The 20842-nt window shown below is 56.2% G+C and carries 21 protein-coding genes and 2 rRNA genes; 1 reads left to right on the top strand and 22 read right to left on the bottom strand.

Annotation, left to right across the window (positions count from 1 at the left end; genetic code table 11):
* Window positions 1-65: 65 nt before the first annotated feature.
* The 18 genes from ACP6EK_RS04025 to ACP6EK_RS03940 form a co-directional block, all read right to left on the bottom strand.
* The gene (locus ACP6EK_RS04025; RefSeq protein WP_017889214.1) at window positions 66-578 is read right to left on the bottom strand and encodes an adenine phosphoribosyltransferase; all 513 of its coding nucleotides are present in this window, start codon (window positions 576-578) and stop codon (window positions 66-68) included.
* 17 nt (window positions 579-595) lie between these two features.
* Window positions 596-2290 carry a single-stranded-DNA-specific exonuclease RecJ gene (gene recJ, locus ACP6EK_RS04020; protein WP_438318239.1) on the bottom strand — a complete coding sequence of 565 codons (1695 nt, stop codon included), beginning with the start codon at window positions 2288-2290 and terminating at the stop codon, window positions 596-598.
* A gap of 5 nt (window positions 2291-2295) precedes the next feature.
* The gene (gene secF, locus ACP6EK_RS04015; RefSeq protein ID WP_438318236.1) at window positions 2296-3177 is read right to left on the bottom strand and encodes a protein translocase subunit SecF; all 882 of its coding nucleotides are present in this window, start codon (window positions 3175-3177) and stop codon (window positions 2296-2298) included.
* Between the two features lie 14 nt (window positions 3178-3191).
* Window positions 3192-4379 carry a protein translocase subunit SecD gene (gene secD / locus ACP6EK_RS04010; RefSeq protein ID WP_438318233.1) on the bottom strand — a complete coding sequence of 396 codons (1188 nt, stop codon included), beginning with the start codon at window positions 4377-4379 and terminating at the stop codon, window positions 3192-3194.
* A gap of 23 nt (window positions 4380-4402) precedes the next feature.
* Window positions 4403-4735 (bottom strand): preprotein translocase subunit YajC, encoded by a 333-nt coding sequence (gene yajC, locus ACP6EK_RS04005; RefSeq protein WP_438318230.1) that lies wholly within the window; start codon window positions 4733-4735, stop codon window positions 4403-4405.
* A gap of 22 nt (window positions 4736-4757) precedes the next feature.
* Window positions 4758-5870, bottom strand: coding sequence for a tRNA guanosine(34) transglycosylase Tgt (gene tgt, locus ACP6EK_RS04000; protein WP_438318227.1), 1113 nt, complete (start codon window positions 5868-5870; stop codon window positions 4758-4760).
* 19 nt (window positions 5871-5889) lie between these two features.
* On the bottom strand, window positions 5890-6912 hold the full coding sequence (gene queA, locus ACP6EK_RS03995; protein WP_438318224.1) for a tRNA preQ1(34) S-adenosylmethionine ribosyltransferase-isomerase QueA: 1023 nt from the start codon (window positions 6910-6912) through the stop codon (window positions 5890-5892).
* Complete coding sequence (locus ACP6EK_RS03990; RefSeq protein WP_438318221.1) at window positions 6912-8252, bottom strand: SpoIID/LytB domain-containing protein; 1341 nt, start codon at window positions 8250-8252, stop codon at window positions 6912-6914. The genes queA and ACP6EK_RS03990 overlap by 1 nt, the downstream gene beginning before the upstream one ends.
* A gap of 1 nt (window position 8253) precedes the next feature.
* Window positions 8254-8484 (bottom strand): DUF2905 family protein, encoded by a 231-nt coding sequence (locus tag ACP6EK_RS03985; protein ID WP_017889206.1) that lies wholly within the window; start codon window positions 8482-8484, stop codon window positions 8254-8256.
* On the bottom strand, window positions 8445-9017 hold the full coding sequence (locus ACP6EK_RS03980; protein WP_438318218.1) for an epoxyqueuosine reductase QueH: 573 nt from the start codon (window positions 9015-9017) through the stop codon (window positions 8445-8447). The genes ACP6EK_RS03985 and ACP6EK_RS03980 overlap by 40 nt, the downstream gene beginning before the upstream one ends.
* Window positions 9007-9972, bottom strand: a complete 966-nt coding sequence (gene ruvB, locus ACP6EK_RS03975; protein WP_438318215.1) for a Holliday junction branch migration DNA helicase RuvB — start codon at window positions 9970-9972, stop codon at window positions 9007-9009. Before ruvB ends, ACP6EK_RS03980 begins: the two co-directional genes overlap by 11 nt.
* Entirely contained in the window at window positions 9969-10559 is a 591-nt protein-coding gene (gene ruvA / locus ACP6EK_RS03970) for a Holliday junction branch migration protein RuvA (protein WP_438318212.1), read from the bottom strand. The genes ruvB and ruvA overlap by 4 nt, the downstream gene beginning before the upstream one ends.
* Entirely contained in the window at window positions 10552-11034 is a 483-nt protein-coding gene (ruvC, locus tag ACP6EK_RS03965; protein ID WP_438318209.1) for a crossover junction endodeoxyribonuclease RuvC, read from the bottom strand. Before ruvC ends, ruvA begins: the two co-directional genes overlap by 8 nt.
* Window positions 11031-11783: a YebC/PmpR family DNA-binding transcriptional regulator gene (locus ACP6EK_RS03960; protein WP_438318206.1), complete on the bottom strand. Its 753-nt coding sequence runs from the start codon at window positions 11781-11783 to the stop codon at window positions 11031-11033. The genes ruvC and ACP6EK_RS03960 overlap by 4 nt, the downstream gene beginning before the upstream one ends.
* A gap of 133 nt (window positions 11784-11916) precedes the next feature.
* Window positions 11917-12075, bottom strand: a 5S ribosomal RNA gene (rrf, locus tag ACP6EK_RS03955).
* A gap of 41 nt (window positions 12076-12116) precedes the next feature.
* Window positions 12117-15130, bottom strand: a 23S ribosomal RNA gene (locus ACP6EK_RS03950).
* A 409-nt stretch (window positions 15131-15539) separates the two neighbouring features.
* Window positions 15540-15782, bottom strand: coding sequence for a hypothetical protein (locus ACP6EK_RS03945; RefSeq protein WP_438318203.1), 243 nt, complete (start codon window positions 15780-15782; stop codon window positions 15540-15542).
* A gap of 630 nt (window positions 15783-16412) precedes the next feature.
* The gene (locus ACP6EK_RS03940) at window positions 16413-16640 is read right to left on the bottom strand and encodes a hypothetical protein (RefSeq protein ID WP_438318200.1); all 228 of its coding nucleotides are present in this window, start codon (window positions 16638-16640) and stop codon (window positions 16413-16415) included.
* Between the two features lie 46 nt (window positions 16641-16686).
* Between ACP6EK_RS03940 and ACP6EK_RS03935 the strand changes: the two genes are divergently transcribed.
* Complete coding sequence (locus ACP6EK_RS03935; protein ID WP_438318197.1) at window positions 16687-16809, top strand: hypothetical protein; 123 nt, start codon at window positions 16687-16689, stop codon at window positions 16807-16809.
* A gap of 560 nt (window positions 16810-17369) precedes the next feature.
* Here the strand turns inward: ACP6EK_RS03935 and ACP6EK_RS03930 are convergent.
* The 4 genes from ACP6EK_RS03930 to ACP6EK_RS03915 all read right to left on the bottom strand — a co-directional run bounded on the left by ACP6EK_RS03930 (window position 17370) and on the right by ACP6EK_RS03915 (window position 20789).
* Entirely contained in the window at window positions 17370-18221 is an 852-nt protein-coding gene (locus ACP6EK_RS03930) for a glycyl-radical enzyme activating protein (protein ID WP_438318875.1), read from the bottom strand.
* A 96-nt stretch (window positions 18222-18317) separates the two neighbouring features.
* Entirely contained in the window at window positions 18318-19082 is a 765-nt protein-coding gene (locus tag ACP6EK_RS03925) for a glutamine amidotransferase (RefSeq protein WP_438318194.1), read from the bottom strand.
* Between the two features lie 16 nt (window positions 19083-19098).
* Window positions 19099-19920 carry a carbohydrate ABC transporter permease gene (locus tag ACP6EK_RS03920; protein WP_438318190.1) on the bottom strand — a complete coding sequence of 274 codons (822 nt, stop codon included), beginning with the start codon at window positions 19918-19920 and terminating at the stop codon, window positions 19099-19101.
* Entirely contained in the window at window positions 19917-20789 is an 873-nt protein-coding gene (locus tag ACP6EK_RS03915) for a carbohydrate ABC transporter permease (RefSeq protein WP_438318187.1), read from the bottom strand. Before ACP6EK_RS03915 ends, ACP6EK_RS03920 begins: the two co-directional genes overlap by 4 nt.
* Between the last annotated feature and the right edge of the window lie 53 nt (window positions 20790-20842).

Below are 20842 nucleotides of genomic sequence, written 5' to 3'. Positions count from 1 at the left end.
TCCGCTCAAAAAGCGTCGCCAGACTCTCCTTTTCCTCTACCCCGCCTGGGCCATCGTCCTCACCCCTACAGCCGCACCAGGGAAACCACGGGGTACTGCTTCAGCCGTTCCCTCCCGCGTAGGGATTCGAGCTCTATAACAAAACCAATCCCCACGATATTTCCTCCGAGTTCTTCCACCATCTCGCACACCGCCTTTGTGGTTCCCCCTGTAGCCAGAAGGTCATCAACCACAACCACCCGCTGCCCTGCTTCAATGGCATCCCGGTGGATTTCGAGCGTTGCCGAACCGTACTCAAGCTCATAGGTCTTGGCAAGCGTTGCCGCAGGGAGTTTCCCTTTTTTCCGCACCGGCACAAAACCACATCCCAGAATATAGGCCACCGGCGCCCCGATGATGAAACCCCGGGCCTCAATCCCAACCACGAGATCCGGATTCATGGTCCGCAGGGCTTCTGCCAGGCGGTCGATAGCCTCGCGGAAGGCCTCTCTGTTCTTCAGGAGCGTCGTGATGTCCTTGAACTGAATCCCGCGAGTGGGAAAATCAGGGATGTTCCGGATGTACTGAGCAAGGTCCACGGCACCAGTCAACCTCCTCACTTTTTGATTCGCCAGTCCTGCACCTTGAGATACGGAGAACGCAGGGCGTTCACGTCAACCTCAAAAGCAAGGTCCACAAGCGAACTCTCGAAGAGCTCTCCCGCCCGTTCCTTTCCCCCAAAGACCACAGCCTCCTGCCACTCTTTTCCCTGCCGAACGAGGAAACGGAGGTGGTTGCCGCCTTTCCCCCACGCCCAGCGCTCAACGAGCATCACATTGAGCGTGGCAAAAAGCGGGCTGGGGTTCTTCTCGCCAAAGGGCTTGAGCTTTTCCCACAGCTCAAGAAATCTTCCGTCGATGTCAGCAAGCCCCACCACCGCATCAACCACAAGGCCCCGGGAGAGCCTGAGAGACCGGACCCTCTCTCCAAAGCGTCTGTTGGCTTCTTTACGGAAATGGGGGATATTTCCCCTGGGGATTTTCAACCCCGCGGCCATTTCATGGCCCCCATAGCGCAGAAGGAGCGGCGCACAGGACTCCAGAATCTCAAGGAGATTCAGACCCTCCACACCCCGTCCTGATCCAACCGCTATATCCCCATGCACCCCGCAAACGAAAGCCGGTCGCATGAAGCGCTCGCTTAGGCGGGAAGCCACAATCCCTAAAACGCCAATGTTCCAGTTCTCCCCGGAGAGAACGATAACCTCGTCTTCCAGACACTCGAGCTTCGTTTCGTCCTGGAAAATCTCCTCAAGGATCCGATCCTCATCCCTTTGGCGCCTCGCGTTCAGACGGTTCAGGCACTGGGCGTACTCTAAAGCCCTCTCGTAGTCATCGCAGAGCAGAAGCTCAAGCGCCACTTTCGGGTGTTCCACTCTTCCTGCAGCGTTGATGCGCGGGGCAAGGAAGAAACTCACCGCCTCTGCATCCACGCTACGCCCTCCAAGGCCTGCGACCTCAAGCAGCGCCTGTATGGCCACAGATGGACGGCGGTTCATGAGGTCCAGCCCGTACCTGACAATGGCCCGGTTCTCCGAAAGCAAAGGCACGACGTCGGCCACCGTCCCGAGGCAGGCAAGGTCGAGGAAATCCTCCAGAGGATCCCGGGAAAAGCCCAGAAAAGCAGCGAGTGCCCGAACGAAAACAAGGGCAAGACCAGCCCCCGAGAGAAAAGAAAGGGGCTTTTGTGTCCCGGGGTCAAAGGTGCTCACGATGGCATCGGCCTCGGGAAAAGACGAGGGTTCCGGAAGGTGGTGATCGAGAATCACAAGCTGAACGCCGTGTTTTCTGAGTACCTTTGCGCCATCTCTATCGCGAATCCCGCAATCCACCGTCACCACAAGGTGGGGCTTTCGGGCGAGAACCTGAAGCGCCGCTTTTTCCGTGAGCCCGTAACCTTCAACGAAGCGGCTGGGGATGTAGACCTCGATGTTTTCGGAGAACTCCCGGAGAAAACGGACCAGGATGGCCGAAGCGGTGAGTCCATCGACGTCGTAATCCCCAAAGACCAGGATACGCCAGCCTTCCTTCAGTGCCCGCTCAAGAAGCGCAAGGGCCTGAGCCATCCCGGGAAGCCTCTCAAGCCCCTCAAGCGACTTCAGAGAGGGGGAAAGGAAATCCCTCCCGGATTCAGGGGTGGTGATTCCCCGGTTGAGGAGAATGCGGGCAAAAACAGAAGGAAGCCCCAGGTCATCAACGAGGCGCTGGAGATATGCCTCGTTGACCTTCCGGATTTGCCAGCGCTTCCCCAAATACCCTACCTCCGACGGGGGCTTCGCTTCTCCCAGTCGACCCACAGAGCGCTCACCACGAAAATCGAGGAATACGTCCCCACCGCAAGACCCACGAGAATCGCCAGGGCAAAGTCCTGGAGCATCTTCCCGCCAAGGAAAAAGAGGGAGAACACGGGCAGAGCCGTGGTCAAGGCGGTATTGATGGTCCGGGACAGGACCTCGTTGATGCTCCGGTTGACGATTTCCTCGAGTTCCTCGCCCCTTTTCCTCCCCAGAAGATTCTCCCGAATCCGGTCCATGACGACAATGGAGTCGTTAATGGAGTACCCGAGAATCGTCAAAACCGCAGCGAGGATGGGAATGGTGAACTCCCGCTGCAGGAGCGACACCACCCCCAAAACGGTGAGCCCATCGTGGGCTAAAGCGAGGATAGAGGTGACGGCCGGACGGAACTCGAACCGGAAAGCCACGTACACCAGAATTCCTCCGATGGCCACAAGAAGAGCAATAATGCCCATCCGTCGCAAATCCGCCCCCACCGCCGGGCCGACGTCCTCAATGCGCAAAAGCTCTGCCGAACCAAGTCGTTCCTCAAGGAGTGCGCTCAGGCGACTCTGGTCCTCTTGGGAGAGTTTGGCTGTCCGGATGACCACTTCGTTTGGAGAAAACCTCTGGATCACACTCTTTGCAAGGCCGAAAGACCCCAGAATGCTCCGGAGTTCTTCTGTGGTAACCTCCCGACCAAAGCGGAACTGCAAAAGCGTCCCTCCGGCGAAGTCCACACCGTAGTTCAACCCTCGAAAGAATATGCTTCCCAGGGAAACGGCAACAAGTACCAGGGAGAGAACATACGCAACCTTTCGAACTCCCATAAAGTTGATGTGCGTGGCGCGAATGAATTCCACCGATGACCCTCCCCTCAGACGCGCATCTTCAGACGATCCGCAAAAAGGTCCACAAAGACCCGGCTCACCCAGACCCCAGTGAACATGCTGCAGAGAATGCCAAGGCTCAAGGTCACCCCGAACCCCTTGATGGGCCCAGAACCTAAAGAGAAAAGGAGCACCGCTGCGATGAGGGTCGTGACGTTGGCGTCAAGAATGGTCCGGAAAGCCTTCTGGAACCCGGCATCAATAGAGGCCCGCCAGGTTTTGCCCGAACGGTACTCTTCCTTGATGCGCTCAAAGATGAGCACATTGGCATCCACCGCCATCCCCACCGTCAGGACAAACCCGGCAATTCCCGGCAGCGTCAGCGTCGCCCGAAGACCAATAAAGAGCGCAAAGAAAAAGAGAACGAAACACAGAAGGGCAAGGTCCGCCAGAAGCCCAAAGGACCCGTAGTAGAGCACCATGAAGGCCAAAACCAGAATGACCCCGATGACTGCTGCCCGCAGGCCCGCATTCACCGAGTCTCTCCCCAAAGTCGGCTCTACAGAGCGGTTCTCAATGACCTCGACCTTCACCGGCAGGGCGCCGGCCCGAAGGAGAATGGCCAGGTTCTGGGCCTCTTCCAGGGTGAAGCGTCCGGTGATCTGGGCCTCTCCCCCGAGAATGGGTTCCTGCACTACAGGGTTCGAGATGAGCTTTCCGTCAAGGTAAATCCCAAGGGGTCTCCCCACATTGGCTGTGGTTGCCTGGGCGAAGAGTTTTGCCCCCTCGCTGTCGAACGAAATGGCCACAACCGGCCGACCAAGACGGTCGAACTGCACCTGCGCGTTTTTGAGGTGGGCTCCGGTGAGGACTGTTTCTCCCCGCTCATCCTTGAACTCCAGAAGCGCCGTTTTCCCGATAATCTCCACCGCCCGCTGGGGATCGGTCACTCCGGGAAGCTGTACCAGGACCCGCCGCTCTCCCTGGCGGGCGATAACGGGCTCGGCAACACCAAGCTGGTCAATACGGTTGCGGATGATCTCCACCACCCTTCGCACCGCATCCTCATCCACCGGGGCTTCAGGGGTGTCCACACACTCAAGGAGAATATGCGACCCTCCACGGAGGTCAAGCCCGAGGCGAATCCGTCCTCTCACCGGGAACACGACGAACACCGACAGAGCGACAAGCCCCAGAACGACAAGAAATCTCCACGGAAGCAACCGCCGTCTCATCCAGGACCCTCCTTCTGCGTTTCTTACTTCTTTGCTGCTATGGCTGTCTTTGAAAAGCGGATGCGAACGTCCTTGGCAACCTCAAGAACCACCTCATCCTCATCGACCTGGGTCACCACACCGTGGATGCCTCCGATGGTGACGACCCGATCTCCTTTCTTGAGGCTTTTCCAGAGCTCTTGCTGAGAGCGCTGTCGCTGCTGCTGAGGACGAATGAGGAGGAAGTAGAAGATGGCGACGATGAAAATGAGAGGAAGGAGCTGGGCAAAGACGTTTGGTGCAGCCTGTTGCGGCGCTGGCGCAGGAGACGAAGCCACCTCCTGTGCGGCAAAGGCTACGGAAAACAGTACACTCACCTCTATCACCCCTTTGTCCCCTTCAGGGAGTCTCTCCGTACACGGCCAGGAATTCCCGGGCAAACTCCAGGAAACACCCCTCTTTGAGGGCCCTCCGGATGTCCGCCATTAACTTTACCATAAAAGCCAGGTTGTGTATAGTGGCGAGCTCGGCCGCAAGAATCTCTCCCGCTTTGAAGAGATGCCGGAGATAGGCCCGGGAGAAATTCTGACAGGTGTAGCAGGTACACAGGGGATCCGGAGGGCGGAAATCCCGGGCGAATTCTGCCCGGTCGACGTTCATCTTTCCCCGGGAGGTGAAAAGGCAGGCATTTCGGGCATTCCGGGTGGGGAGCACGCAATCGAACATATCGATCCCCCGAAGCACCGCTTCCACGATACTCCCTGGATGCCCCACACCCATGAGGTACCGGGGACGATCCTCGGGAAGGAACGGTTCAACCACCTCAATCATCTCGTACATGAGCGGTTTTGGCTCCCCAACACTCAGGCCCCCAATGGCGTACCCGTCAAAGCCGATCTCGACAATCTTCTGGGCACAGAACCGGCGAAGGTCCCTGTTCATCCCTCCCTGGATGATGCCAAAAAGGAGCTGTCCCTTCCCTGAAAAAACCTCCCGGCAGCGCCGGGCCCAGCGAACCGTTCGCTCCGCAGCCTTTCGCTCCCGCTCAAAAGAGGCCGGAAACCCCACACACTCATCGAGCGTCATGATGATATCCGCCCCCAGGGTTTCCTGAATCCGTATGGTACGCTCCGGGGTGAAGCGGTGGAGTGACCCATCAAGGTGAGACCGAAAGCTCACTCCCTCGTCGTCAATGCGCACAAGCTGCGCAAGGCTGAAGACCTGGAAACCCCCGCTATCGGTGAGGAGCGCTCCGTCCCAGGAAATGAAACGGTGCAATCCCCCCGCTTCTCGCACGAGTTCCTCTCCAGGACGAAGGTGCAGGTGGTAGGCATTGCAGAGAAAAATCTGCACCCCTAAGGCCTTCAGGCGGTCAGGGGCCATGGCCTTCACCGTCCCCTGAGTCCCCACGGGCATAAAGACCGGCGTCTCCACCTGCCCATGGGGGGTTCTCAGCACCCCAAGGCGGGCCTTTGAGCGCGGGTCAACAGCAAGAACAGTGAAATGCTCCACGGGAAACCTCCGTCACGTCCTACAGGATGAGCATGGCATCGCCAAAGCTGTAAAAGCGATACCGCTTTGCTATGGCCTCCTCATACGCCCGCTTCACAAAGGCCGTTCCCCCGAAAGCGCACACGAGGAGAAAGAGGGTTGAGCGGGGGAGATGGAAGTTGGTGATGAGGGCATCGACGACCTGGAAGGAACATCCAGGGTAGATGAAGAGGTCCGTGGTTCCCGAGAAAGCCTCAATCGATCCAGTCTTCCGCACCACGCTCTCCAGAGCCCGAACGGTGGTCGTCCCCACAGCCACCACGCGTTTCCCTTCACTCTTGGCTTTCCGGATTTTCTGCGCGCTCTCTTCAGGCAGAGTAAACCACTCCTCGTGCATCCTGTGGTCCTCCACCCTCTCCGTCTTCACCGGCCTGAAGGTTCCAAGGCCCACGTGCAGAGTGAGCATGACCTGTTCCACGCCCTTCTGCTGCAGTGCTTTAAGGAGCTCTTCCGTGAAGTGGAGCCCTGCAGTTGGCGCCGCCACGGAACCGGGAACCCGGGCATACACCGTCTGGTATGCCTCAAGGGGGATATCCTTCCGCTTCACATAGGGGGGAGTTGGCGTGTGGCCGAAACGGGAGAGCACTGATTCGGTTTCCTCACAGGGGAAAAGGGGGGTGAGATACCACCATTCCTTCCCCCGCTCCTCAACGCGAAAACGAAAGGCAGGGTCCTCCACGAGAGCGAGAATTTGACCGGGGCGAAGACGTGATGAGGAGAGCAGACACTCCCAGCGCCCTTCTCGCTCGCCCAGAAAGAGCATTTCAACCTTACCCCCCGTGTCCTCTTTCCGGGCAAAGAGACGAGCTGGAAGGACCTTGGTGTCGTTGAACACCAGGACATCCCCCTCTTCGAGGTACTCGACGATGTCCCGGAATATCCGGTGCTCAATGGTCTCGTCTTTCCTTCGGAGCACCATGAGGCGGCAGGTGTCTCTGGGGAATACCGGCTCCTGAGCAATCAGTTCCTCGGGGAGAAAGAAGTCAAATTCTCGAAGGTCCATCACCGGACAACCGCCCTTCCCAGCTCACACCCGGGAAAGTAGTGATGGAGAATTTCAAGAAAACTTGCCCCTTCTTTCGCCATGCCCACGGCACCCCATTGGGAAAGCCCTACACCATGACCCCAGCCCCGACCAACGAACGTGAAGGCATCGGAAGCCTGCCATACTGGACGTTTCTTCGGCTGGGTGCCCGGCAAAGAGGAAACCCTCTGAGCTTCCCTCTTCCGCCTCCGCTCCTCTTCCCGGAGCTTCAAGAAGGTGATGATATCGTCAAGGTTCCAGTCCTTTCCCATCCACGCCTTGTAATCGATGAAGCGTTCCCCTTCCGGGTCTTGAAGAGGCACCTCCTCTTGAGGCTGCGCTGCAGCAGGTTCCCTGAGAAGGTCAAAGAAGGTGCTGGGGAGACGATCCACTCCCAGAGCCTCCCGGAACCGATTTGCGGAAAGCTCCACTTCCTCACGATCAGTCCGAACAAGGATCGAGGCCACCCGGCCGCTCTTTTCGCTTTTCCGGCACTCAAGGTCCAGGACCTCACCCTGGATGTACCCCCGCCTTCGCAAGGCCTCCGTGATTTCTTCACGGCTCACCACCACCTGCCAAAAAGCGTGCGGCGTGTCTTTTTCCCAGGGCGAGGGGACCTCCACAAGGTAGGGGACATCTTTTCCCCAGACATTCTTTGCGCTATCAGTGTATCCGCCGCTTTCTGAGTGGAACACCACCGACGCCGGCTTCCCCTGGTACGTCACGATGATTCCCCGGGTCTTCTCTACGAGCGCATTGGTTCGCGGGTCCTCGGCAAAGACACCTCCGTACCTCATGCAGTGCACGGTAGTGCAGAAATCAAACCCCTCTTCCCTGTGGCGCCCAAGGTTCTTGAGGGCATAGGTCCGGGCAACGACAAGATACGCCTTCAGGGCTTCTTCAGGCCAGCTGGGACTGGCTTCGAGCTTCACCGTACCCTTCAGGTATTCCTCAAGGGGGAGAACGTTGATGACCTCGAGCTGCCCGCCCCGTTCCCGGAGTTCCAGACGCCCCCGGTACGGTCGATTTCCCAGGAAGATGCATTCCCCCCGGGGGAGAACAACGAAAGTAGTCCCGGCGAGGTTTTTCTCCTGCCAGAGGATAACTCCCTCCCTGGGGGAAAAGTGCAGGACACGACCAGGCGAAGCGACAAAAGCCCGCTGTTTTACGCGGACATCAAGTCCTGAGGGAGAGGAAAGGCACACCTCGTCCCTGGTACGCACAAGGAGAACCCGAACCTCAACGTCCTTCGCTCCCGCAATCCCCCAGAACACCACTCCGAGGACGAGAAGGACAAAGAGGAAGAGTACGCGCTGCATCTTACCGCCTCAGAACGAGAGTGAGGATGAGCGTCAGAAGGAGGCTCAGAAGAAGCGACGTCATTAAGGGAAAGTAGAAAACGACGTTCCCCCGCCGGTACACGATGTCCCCCGGAAGACGCCCAAGGCGGCTCAGACCCGGGATGTGGGGGAGGGCAAGGAGGAAAAGACCTACGAGCACAAAAATACACCCTACGATGATGAAGACCTTTGCCCAGTAAGAGATTTCCATATCCTCTTTTTCACCCCTTCCCAGAGACTGAAAATACAGCCGCAGTATTTCTGGCGGTACAGTCCAAGTGCTTTACTCATCCGGGCACTTTCGGCAAAACCACTCCGGAGGTCAGCGCCCACAAAGGGAATACCCACTTCTTCCCCAACCCGTTCCCCACAACGCAAAATCGCAGCCACATCCTGATAGGGACTTATGGTCAGCGTCGTGCTGAAGGCCGAGAAATGCTGCTCCCTTGCCCAGGTAGCTACTTTTCGCAGACGGAGTTCATAGCACAGAGAACAGCGTTTTTCAAGGCCCTCAGAGAGCGCAAAGAATTCCCGGGGATCGTACGGGAAGGGGACGAACAGAATGCCCTGGGTTTTCCGGAGATACTCCTCAAGCACCGTTCGGCGCCGCTCGTACTCCTCAAAAGGATGGATATTGGGGTTGTAGAAAACGTTGACCACCACGAAACCTCTCTCCTCGAGAAACCGGTTGACGTAGGTGGCGCAGGGAGCACAGCAGGTATGAAGGGCTAGCTTACCCCTCATGGAGGACCACCTTTTTCAGGTATTCCCTCCCTGAAGGCGTGAGCACCCTTCCACGTCTTGTTCGCGCCACAAAGCCCATCTTCACGAGAAAGGGTTCGTAGACCTCTTCAAGGGTATCCGGGTCTTCCCCAAGAACCAAGGCAAGGCTCTCAATCCCCACCGGACCCCCGGCATACTGTTCGCACAGTACCCGCAGAAAACCCCGGTCCATCTTGGTCAGTCCCCAGGCGTCGACCTCAAGCTCGCGAAAAGTCCGCTCGACAACGCTACAGTCAAGGTGTTTCTGACCGAGGACCTCGGCGAAGTCCCGAACCCGACGGAGCAGGCGATTCGCCACCCGGGGTGTTCCCCGGGAACGACGGGCAATGGCCTGTGCCGCATCCTCCTCAATGGTCACCCCCAGAAGCTGAGCAGCCCTTGTGACGATGGCAGCAATCTCCTCATCGCTATAGAAGTCCAGACGTTCCACAATGCCAAACCGGTTGCGCAGCGGAGCACTGAGAAGCCCTACCCTTGTGGTGGCCCCGATGAGCGTGAAAGGAGGCAGATGAATCGCCACATCCCGGGCTGCTGGACCCTTGCCCACGAGCACATGAAGGGTGAAATCCTCCATGGCCCCGTAGAGAATTTCCTCGCATTGCCTGGGAAGGCGATGAATCTCATCGATGAACACCACGTCGTACGGGGCAACGGTGGTGAGGGCTGCAGCGAGATCCCCGGGACGGGTGAAGAGTGGACCAGAGAAACAGCGGATATCCCGCCCCAACTCCCGGGCGATGATGTGGGCAAGAGTAGTTTTTCCAAGACCCGGAGGGCCGTAGAAGAGCACATGGTCCAGAGGCTCGTTACGCAGGATGGCCGCTTGAATGTAGACCCGAAGATGCGCCACCACGGTTTTCTGACCGATGAATGCATCAAGCGACCGAGGGCGCAGAGCTTCGTCATCTCGCCTCATCCCCGTCCCCCCAACCGCGCAAGTGCCTGCTTGATAACCTCCTCGACATCCATGTTCCTGCGCGCTACATCCTGCCAGAGCACCGCGAAAACCCGGTTGATCTCCTGAGGCGTGTACCCCAGGCGGAAGAGTACCTCTTTTGCTTCCTCAAAGACTGCCCCCCGAGGAGAATCCGCCGCAAACCCTGCCTCAAGGAGCAGGGGCCGAAGCTCCACAACAAGGCGCCTTGCGGTTTTGTTGCTCAGTCCCGCCCTTTCCTCAAGCTCCTGGGTATCCTCTTCAAGCACGCAACGCACGAGGTCTTTCCAGTGGAGACGCGAGAGAATCTTGAAGGCGGTGCGGTGGTTGATGCCCCGAACCTCCCGGAGGCTATCGAAAATCCTGCGCTCATCCTCCTCCTCAAACCCGTAGAGCACAAATTCCCCACTCTCCCGCAGAAAAGAGCGAATGAAAAAACACCGCTCCTCGCCTTCTTCTCCCGGCCGCGCAAAGGGGGTCACCCGGAGTCGGAAACCAAATCCCCCTACCTCAAGCACCCACCCATCTTTTTCCCTTTTCTGCACCTTTCCCCGAAGGTACTCAAACATTGCGCATCCTCAGGTGGAAGGCATGGCATACTGCAACGGCCAGCGCATCGGCCACGTCGTCAGGTCCGGGAATATCGTCACAGCGGAGAATCTGGCGCACCATGTAGTTCACCTGGGGCTTTGTCGCTCGACCGTATCCCACAACTGCCTGCTTGACCTCAAGAGGGGTGTACTCGTACACCGGAACTCTGTGGAACGCAGCGCAAAGGAGCACCACGCCCCGCGCCGCTCCCACCGAGAAAGCCGTTTTGACATTGCGGTTGAAAAAGAGCTCCTCAACCGCCACCTCCTGAGGGGTGTACAGGGTAAAGAGTGTTTCAAGGTCCTCAAAAAGCAATCGCAGCCTCTCTGCCACAGAGAGATCCTGCGCCGTGGCGATACAGCCTGCATGGAGCAAACGTAGATCCCCGCGCTCGACCGTAAGAAGCCCAAAGCCCGTCAGGGCTATACCCGGGTCAATACCGAGTATTCTCATGAACTCTTGAGGGATTCAAGGAGCTCATCCGCAATGTCGAAGTTCGCGTACACTTCCTGGACGTCGTCGTGGTCTTCCAGGGCTTCAATCAGAGAGAGTACCTGCTGCGCCTGCTTCCCCTCAACGCTCACCGTGGTCTTCGGAACCATGGTGACCTGGGCAACGGCGTACTGCAGACCACTTCTCTCGATGGCCTCCTTGACCCGCTCGAAATCCTCAGGGGTGGTGATGACGTCAAGGGTGGTCTCTGTGGAGCGAATGTCCTCCGCCCCTGCGTCGATAGCCACAGCCATGACCATTTCTTCGTCGACCTTGTGCTTCTCAAAGCTTATGAGTCCCTTTCGTTCAAAAACCCAGGACACACAACCCGTCTCTCCGAGGCTTCCACCGTGTTTGCTGAAAAGGTGCCGGATCTCAGCGGTGGTGCGATTTCGGTTGTCCGTTGTGGCCTCCACCATGATGGCCACTCCTCCTGGACCGTACCCTTCATAGACGATTTCTTCATAAGCCACGCCCTCAAGTTCTCCGGTGCCTTTCTTGATGGCTTTCTCGATGTTCTCCTGAGGCATGTTCATTTCTCGGGCCTTCTGAATGGCGAGGCGCAGGCGCGGGTTATTTTCAGGATTGCCGCCACCCTGGCGGGCCGCAACGGTGATCAAGCGGATGAGCTTGGAGAAGGCCTTTCCCCTCTCAAGGTCAGTCTTTGCCTTTTTGTGTTTTATCTGAGCCCACTTTGAATGTCCAGACATACCCTCCGACGCTCCTTACTGGTGGTGTCAAGAGTTATTGTACCACACTCCTCAAAAAGGCCAAAGATAAAGCCCCTCGACCCCAGAGCACAAAAAAACCTGGGAAGGTGTTACCCTCCCAGGTTTTTTCTTTTCCCGGCAGCGTCCTACTTTCCCGCCCAGTTTTCAAGAGCAGTATCATCGGCGCTGGAGGGCTTAACGCGGGGTCCCCAAAAAGTCCTGCGACTTTTTGGGGTACCCACTCCGGGTTCGGAATGGTTCCGGGTGTTTCCCCTCCGCTATGGCCACCGGGAGACCTTTCTCCCTGGGGAAGCATCCTGCGATGAAGCCTTTGCGGTCAAGTCCTCGACCGATTAGTACCCCTCGGCTCAAGGTGTTGCCACCCTTCCACCTGGGGCCTATCAACCGGGTCATCTCCCCGGGGTCTTACCTGGTTGACCCAGTGGGATACCTCATCTTGGGGTGGGCTTCGCGCTTAGATGCTTTCAGCGCTTATCCCTTCCGGACACAGCTACCCAGCGATGCCCCTGGCAGGACAACTGGAACACTGGAGGTCCGTCCATCCCGGTCCTCTCGTACTAGGGACAGCTCCCCTCAGGTATCCTGCGCCCGCGACAGATAGGGACCGAACTGTCTCACGACGTTCTAAACCCAGCTCGCGTACCGCTTTAATGGGCGAACAGCCCAACCCTTGGGACCTGCTCCAGCCCCAGGATGCGACGAGCCGACATCGAGGTGCCGATCCTCCCCGTCGATGTGGACTCTTGGGGGAGACCAGCCTGTTATCCCCGGAGTACCTTTTATCCGTTGAGCGATGGCCCTTCCACACGGCACCACCGGATCACTAGGCCCGACTTTCGTCCCTGCTCGAGGCGTCCCTCTCGCAGTCAGGCTCCCTTCTGCCCTTACACTCACCACACGGTTTCCAATCGTGCTGAGGGAACCTTAGGGCGCCTCCGTTACCTTTTAGGAGGCGACCGCCCCAGTCAAACTGCCCGCCTGACACTGTCCCTCGGGAGGGTGACTCCCGCAGGTGAGCATCTGGATATGTCAAGGGTGGTATCTCAAGGGTGGCTCCATGGGAGCTGGCGCCCCCACTTCTCCGCCTCCCACCTATCCTGCACAAGACACACCCGGATGCAATATCAGGTTGCAGTAAAGGTTCACGGGGTCTTTCCGTCTAGTCGCGGGTAGCAAGCATCTGCACTTGCATTGAAACTTCGCCGAGCCCCCCGTCGAGACAGCGCCCCAGTCGTTACGCCATTCATGCGGGTCGGAACTTACCCGACAAGGAATTTCGCTACCTTAGGACCGTTATAGTTACGGCCGCCGTTTACTGGGGCTTCGGTTTGGAGCTTCGCCTGAGGAAATCAGGCTAACCCCTCCCCTTAACCTTCCAGCACTGGGCAGGCGTCAGGCCCTATACGTCGCCTTACGGCTTAGCAGAGCCCTGTGTTTTTAGTAAACAGTCGCCAGGGCCGATTTCCTGCGACCCCCTCAGGCTCGAAGCGCAGGGCTTCTCACCTTAGCGGGGCACCCCTTCTCCCGAAGTTACGGGGTCAGATTGCCGAGTTCCTTAACGGGGGATCACTCGCGCGCCTTGGAATACTCATCCCACCTACCAGTGTCGGTTTGCGGTACGGATACCTGCCGCCCATCGTGAGAGGCTTTTCTCGGCAGTGGGGGATTGGCGAGTTCGCCCCCGTAGGGGCTCCCCATCACCTCTCGGCGTTTGCGAGGGAAGGGATTTGCCTCCTCCCTCCGCCTACGGGCTTAGACAGCCTATTCCTCCAGGCTGCTCGCCTACCCTCCTGCGTCCCCCCATCCTCAAACGGTGGCAGGTAGTGCCGGAATATCAACCGGCTGCCCATCACCTACGCCTTTCGGCCTCGGCTTAGGATCCGACTTACCCTGAGAGGACGAACCTTCCTCAGGAAACCTTAGGCTTACGGCGAGAGGGATTCTCACCCTCTTTATCGCTACTCATGCCGGCATTCTCACTTGGGATACCTCCACGGGTCCTCACGGTCCCGCTTCAACGGCCTACCCAACGCTCCCCTACCAACCAGGGCGACGGTGTCACCCTGATTCCGCAGCTTCGGCAGCAGGCTTGAGCCCCGAGAATTTTTCGGCGCAGCGTCGCTAGACCAGTAAGCTATTACGCACTTTTTAAAGGATGGCTGCTTCTAAGCCAACCTCCTGGCTGTCTCAGCAACGCCACCACCTTTCCCACTGAGCCTGCATTTGGGGGCCTTAGCTGGCGGTCTGGGCTGTTCCCCTTTTGACCACGGAGCTTATCCCCCGCGGTCTGACTCCCCGGCTCCAAGGAGAGGTATTCGGAGTTTGGTTGGGTTTGGTAGGCGGGTAAGCCCCCTAGCCCATCCAGTGCTCTACCCCCTCTCCTCACCACCGGAGGCTAGCCCTCAAGCTATTTCGGGGAGAACCAGCTATCTCCAGGTTTGATTGGCCTTTCACCCCTACCCACAGCTCATCCGAGCGGTTTGCAACCCACACCGGTTCGGGCCTCCATGAGGTGTTATCCCCACTTCACCCTGGCCATGGGTAGATCACCTGGCTTCGGGTCTACGGAGACTGACTCTGCGCCCTGTTCGGACTCGGTTTCCCTCCGGCTCCGCACCTTAGGTGCTTAGCCTTGCCAGCCTCCGTAACTCGCCGGCTCATTCTCCAAAAGGCACGCAGTCGAACCGGAGGAGACTACGTCTCCTCCATGGTCCTTCCACGTATTGTGGACACACGGTTTCAGGTTCTCTTTCACTCCCCTTCCGGGGTTCTTTTCACCTTTCCCTCACGGTACTGGTGCACTATCGGTCGCCAGGGAGTATTTAGCCTTAGGAGGTGGTCCTCCCGGATTCCCACGGAATTCCGCGTGGACCGTGGTACTTGGGAGCGGAGAACCGAGAGGAAGCCGTCCTTCGCCTACGGGGCTCTCACCCTCTCTGGCGAGGCTTTCCAGTCCTCTTCGGCTCGGACGCTTCTTTGTCACTCTCTGGCCGCACCCTGGCTTGGCCCTTCTCCGTCCCGCTACCCCCAGAGAGCAACGCCCAGGGGCTTTGGCACTCTCTGGGTTTGGGCTCTTCCCCGTTCGCTCGCCGCTACTTGGGGAATCGCTGTTGCTTTCTTTTCCTCGGGGTACTGAGATGTTTCAGTTCCCCCGGTTCGCCTCCTCCTTGCGGAGGATACTGGGGGTTTGCCCCAGTGGGTTGCCCCATTCGGGAATCCCCGGATCATCGCTTGCTTACAGCTACCCGGGGCTTATCGCAGTTCGCCACGCCCTTCATCGCCTCCTGGCGCCAAGGCATCCACCGTGTGCCCTTTGTAACTTGACCGCAAACCTTGCACTCTGGCAGGATGCTTTCCCCAGACAGTATTCACTTGTCAAGGTGCTTGCCCAACAGGGCAAGTGGTATTTTACTCGGTTTCCTGTTCTTTTGCAAGGGGGTGTAGAGGTCCACATCATGTGGGACACTCGGAAAGTCCAGTGTCTCTCAGCTCCTCCCAAGGCTCCTCTTCCCAAGCTCCAGTGCGGTCTTTTCCGATTATACACCTTTTCAGTCCACCTTTTGAGGTGGAAATTCATGGTGTCAAGATCCACCTCCTCCTCGTAGGACAGAGAGAACTTTCCCGGAAGGTCCGGTTGAGCCGTTCCACCATTCCGCGGATGTGGGATACCTTGGGGGAAGGACGAAGAGCTTGATACCGTATTCCTTGCGAGGATCCTCAAATTCCCCGTAGCATTCACTCCCTCCAGTACTCCTGGCCCGTACCGGAAAGGGGTACCTTTCGGAGTTCCTCGAGGAACACCCTGGGAAGATTCCGTGGCTTGAGAATGGAGGGAGGAATAGGCCCACCTGGAGATAAGGTCTCCGGCGGTGAATTGCTTATGCACCTTCCCAGGAAGGGGACGACTCCTGAGGTACCGATGGCAATGAGGTCTCCGGGAGATGCCACCTTCAGAGTCTTGAGGTTTTCTCTGGGCATGGGGTCTTTGATTCCTCCGTGGGCTTTTTGGAGCAGCAACCCTCCTCGGTCTCTCTCTCCCTCAAAAGACCATGGGTTGTGAGATACCTGAGGATTCTCCCCACGGTGGAGGAAGAAGCAGTGAAACCCTCTCTCCTGAGGAGGATGGTGGGCTTTGCCTTCGAAGAAGCAGGAATTCCTCCCGGAGTCTTTGGATTCCCTCCACAAGCTCTGAGGTCCACTGAGGCCTCCGGATCTTTTTGGATCTTCTGGACCTATCTTTCCGGGCTTTGGAGGTTTCTGGGGTTGAACTTTTTCTTCCACCGGTAGTAGGTGCTTCGGGCTATGCCTATCTTTTACAGGTGACGGCCACAGGGTGGGGGCTAAAGCAAAGTCGAGGACTTCAAGGCGAATCCTGGCCTTCTTGGAAAGTCCATGGACTTGAGCGAGCTTGGCAATGGCATTCCTCGTGGGGAAGCTCAAAAGGTGCATGGATGCTCCAGAATATGCCTGAAGAATCCTTGTTCCCTTTGTGCTACTCTTCATAGAGGTGCAGAGTCTTTCTTCTTTTGGGTTTTTCGACACTAAGTTAGTATACAGGTCTCTCTCCTTTTGGTCTACCCTACCTGTTGCAGATCTCTGTGAACTTATCTAATCCAGGGGAAGACTCTGGCTGTTCTCGTCCGGGGTCTCATGTAGTCCCGGAGAGGGGTCTTTGTCATTGCCCGAGGCACTCCCGGAAAGGTGTATCCCAAGCACCGGATCAAGTAAGTGGATCACTTCCTGGGCAATAGACGAGCATCGGTTGCAGTCTCCCGGGAAATGGGAGATTCTCTTCGCGGCCCCCTGGACTGGACTGATCTCCACGATGGACGGCACCACCTCCTCCGGCTCACGTGCTCTGTGATTAGAGAGCTATCCTATCTTGTGGCAGGTGACAGCCAAGGGGAGTCTCCCACTGGGTCAAAGCGAAGAGGAAGAAGCCTTTCTGGAGAAACTCCGGGAATTCCTCCCAGAGGACCGGAAAGTGGTGCTCCTTGCGGACTAGGGATTTGGACGAGCACGGTTCCTGCATGCCCTTGAGCACGTGAGTTCTCGGACATTGTCCGAGCACCTGCCCACGCTTTCGCTCAGGGAGAGCACTTCATGGAAAGGCCCACCGATTTCCCCCTTTGCCTTGGGTTCCTGGACTTTGGTCCCGTCTTTTACCACCAGAAGGTCCAGCACCTCCTCCGTAGTCTTTGCTTTTCCCCTTCCAGGAAGAACACCGGTTCCGTGCTACCAACTCCCCCGAGAGGTTGGAAAGCCCCTTTCGAGTGTATTGCTATTTCTGGACATTGAAGGAGGGTTCAGGGATTTTAAGAACCACCGGATCGGCTTCGATCTCCGGTACTCGTCCTCTCCAGGCCCTCATGATACAAGCGTCTCCTCCTCACCCTCGTCTAATGCGTACTTCTCCCTGCTCCTCTCCGGAATCTATGGGAGAAGAAGAGAACTCCGCCGGAAGCTCTCCTCCCAGTCTGCAGCAAAAGAACGGCTTCTTGGATTACACCAGGTGGGATACTACGTTCCCCTGCCGAAAGCGTGAAAGTAGTGATTAGACAGCCCTTACCTCTCGCCAACAAGAACAACGCCGGGCAAGCCAAAAAGAATTTCTTTCAAAGAAGACACCTTCCTCTCCTCGAGGAGAGGAAGGGATTCAAGTTCATATTCCCGACCGATTAAAGCATACTTTCCCAAACCCAGGCGATGATAGGGCAGTATTTCAAGTCGTGCCCTCGGCAAGCGGGAGAGAAAGTCCCTCAATGCTTCGAAATCTTCTTTTGAATCATTGATCTGAGGAATGAGAGGATAACGAAAGAGTATTTTATCGGGATAGCGCATACCGAGAACATAGGCGTTTTCAAGGATAGTGACATTAGGAACACCTACGTATCTTTCGTGCTTCTGGCTATCCATAATCTTCAGGTCATAGAGAATTAAGTCCACCTTCTGAGCGAGATCAAGAAGAATTCTCGCATCTTCCTCGTTCCCTTGAAAATACCCGGAAGTGTCGAACGCTACGTGGTACCCGAGTCTTTTGAAACACTTCACCAGAGCATGGGTAAAGTCGAGCTGATAGAGGGGTTCTCCCCCGGAAATAGTAACCCCCCCTCCAGATTGGAGGTAAAAGGCCTCATCCTGCATTACCTCCGCCACAACTTCCTCCAAAGAGACTTCCCGCCCGATAATCCTTAGTGCAGAAGCGGGACAGTGCTGAACACATATCCCGCAAAGATTGCATTTCTTACGATCCACCCGATAGGGATTTTCGAGACTACAAGCACGCTGAAGACAAATTTCCTCGCAAATCCCGCAGGAAAGGCACTTCTGGGAAGAAAACCCGATCTCAGGTTGAGGATTTTGGGACTCCGGGTTGTGACACCAAAGACACCTTAAAGGACATCCTTTCAAAAACACAGTTGTCCTTATTCCCGGCCCGTCGTGCACAGAAAAATGTTGAATATCAAAAACAATTCCCTTGACTCCAGAACTCCTTTTTCCTACTACCACTTTTCAACACTTCCCTGCCAACCACTGAATACTCTGGTACCAAAATTTCGGGTAGTACTCCCAGTTCACAAAAGCACTTCCCCAGTGGGGTGCAAGGTCAGAGGCAAAGGCCATAGCTCTTCCCCTTCCATACTCCCAAACAACAATAAAGGCATCGCTGCCAACCCTGGCAAGAACCGTAGCTCCTTCCTTAGTGTGGAGGCGGTTGTATCCCAAAAATAAAGGCCAGGAATCTTTGGGTATTCCCTCCACAATAGGATGGCGGTCGACAACGAACTCAGGTTTCACACCCTCCGGTGTCTCAACCCGGTCATCACCTTCGCAGAGAGAGACTGGCAGAGCTTCCTCAACAGGGCTCCCATGGTAATTCGCCATACCCTTGAAGCCCTGGAAGGACATCCAGCCCCCGCACATCAAAAGACCCCCACCCTGTTGTACGAAATCTCTTATCAGGGTCAGACGGTCTGTTCCCATAGGAACCCGAAAAACGTCGGGGTAGAAGGTCAGGGTGTTCCTTCCTACATCGCTGAGCACAAGAACATCGTACTCCCTCAAGGTGTCCAGAGTACTGGGGAAAAGCCCCATGGCCATGTGATTGGGCATGTGAAAGACTTCGAGATCCTGATAGGTACCAAGTCCCTTTTGGAACCACACAGAGAAATCTTCATAACCTCCCAAGGGCACCACGTCAAAGCCCTTGATGTGGAACTTGGAAACAATCCACGTTTCCCCCACAAACAAGACCCTGACCTTGTCTCGAGTAGCCATTGGCCTGCCTCCTTTCTCATCCTTTCCCATACCCGGCCATAAGACCGGATATAAAGTACCGTCCCAGGAAGATAAAAACCAGAACAGGAATTACCGAGGTGATAGCCGCACCAGCCATCTGGATGTGCCACTGAGCAATCTGTGTACCTTTGAGCTCCGCGAGGAAAGGCATGACCGGTTTCACATTGGGGCCGCGAGTCAAGGCAATGCCCAGCAGGAACTCGTTGTAAATCTGAATAAAAACCAGAATGGTTGCCGAAATAAGACCGGGGAGGGAAACCGGAACAAGAATTCTCAGATAGTACCGGAAAGGTTTGCAACCATCAAGAATAGCAGCTTCCTCAAGCTCAGGGGGAATCTTCATGAAAAAGGTACCGGTTATAAGAGTAGCCATTGGCGCATTGAGTACCACGTAGATGAGAATCAAACCAGCATAGCTATTTAAAAGCCCCAGAGTTTTAAGGAACTGGGTAATAGGAATCAGAATGACGTGATAGGGAAGGAAAGTAACCACGACGATGAGGAAGAAAAGTGGTGTTGCAAACCGAAAATTAAATCCCGTCAGGGCATAGCCCGCCAGGGACCCTACAAATATACAAAGAAACGTTGCCGAAAGGCTGATAACAAGGCTATTTCTCAGGCCTATTTTAAGAGCGTTAAAGGCTTTCCCAAAGTTGGAAAACTGAGGGCTTCGAGGGAGACCGAGGTACTTCTGAAGGGCTACCTCCTCCTGAGTTTTCAGAGAGGTGGTAACTAAAGCGTAGATGGGGACCATCCAGATCACTGCCAGAATGCTTACGAGCAAACCGGTAATCAGAAGGAAATATCGTTCCTTCATGTCCTCACCCACTTATTCAGAGCCCAGAGCGAATAGGGAATGACCATAGCTGCAGAGAAAAGGAGGATGACGATACTCGTAGCCGCACCCATCCCGAGATCCCTCGAGTCAAAAGCAAGGCGGTACATAAGGTAAGGGAGTATTTCTGTGCTCACCCCAGGACCCCCTCTCGTCATCACCCAGACAAGGTCGAAGACCTTCACCGTTGTTATGGCCAGCATGGTGGTGCAGATTAAGGTAGCATGCCCCAGGTTAGGAAAAATGATGCGAAAGGCAACAGTCCAATGAGAAGCTCCATCCACTTTGGCTGCTTCTACCATCTCATAAGGTATGCCCTTTATGGCTCCCAAATAGATGACCAAAGCAAACCCCAGATATTGCCAGAAAGCGGCAACAATCATACAATAAATGGCCGTTTTGGGAAGAGCAATCCACCCCAACTTCGAGGTGTTGAAACCGAAAGCTTTGAGAACCGAATTGATAACCCCAGAACTCGGGTCATACATCCATGCCCACAGAACTCCAGTAATGATGAAGGAGAGAGCCATAGGGAAGAGAAAAATCTGGCGGAGAATTGCTTCTCCTCTTCCCAAGTTGGTAATAAGATAGGCAAGAACAAAGCCTGTCAGAAAAGTCGGGGCGATAAAAAGGAGAAGCCACAGAAGGTTATTCCTAAGGTTTACCCAGAATCTGCTCATCTGAAAGAGACGAAGGAAATTATAAAGTCCCGCAAACCTCCACGTTGGCTGCAAACCCTGCCAGTGAGTAAAGGCAGCAAACACATCCCAGACGATCATGGCGTAAAAGATGCCAATAATAACCAGGATAGGAATGAGAAACGCAAACCCCTGAAACTTGTAATACCTCACGCCTTGTCCCCTCGCTTTTAAAAAGTAGCCCTCCCCTCGCGAGGGGAGGGCTA

The sequence above is a fragment of the Candidatus Caldatribacterium sp. SIUC1 genome (genome assembly GCF_051549785.1).
Taxonomy (GTDB): domain Bacteria; phylum Atribacterota; class Atribacteria; order Atribacterales; family Caldatribacteriaceae; genus Caldatribacterium.
Note: the sequence above shows the minus strand (reverse complement) of the source record. Positions and strands in the feature narration are given on the sequence as shown.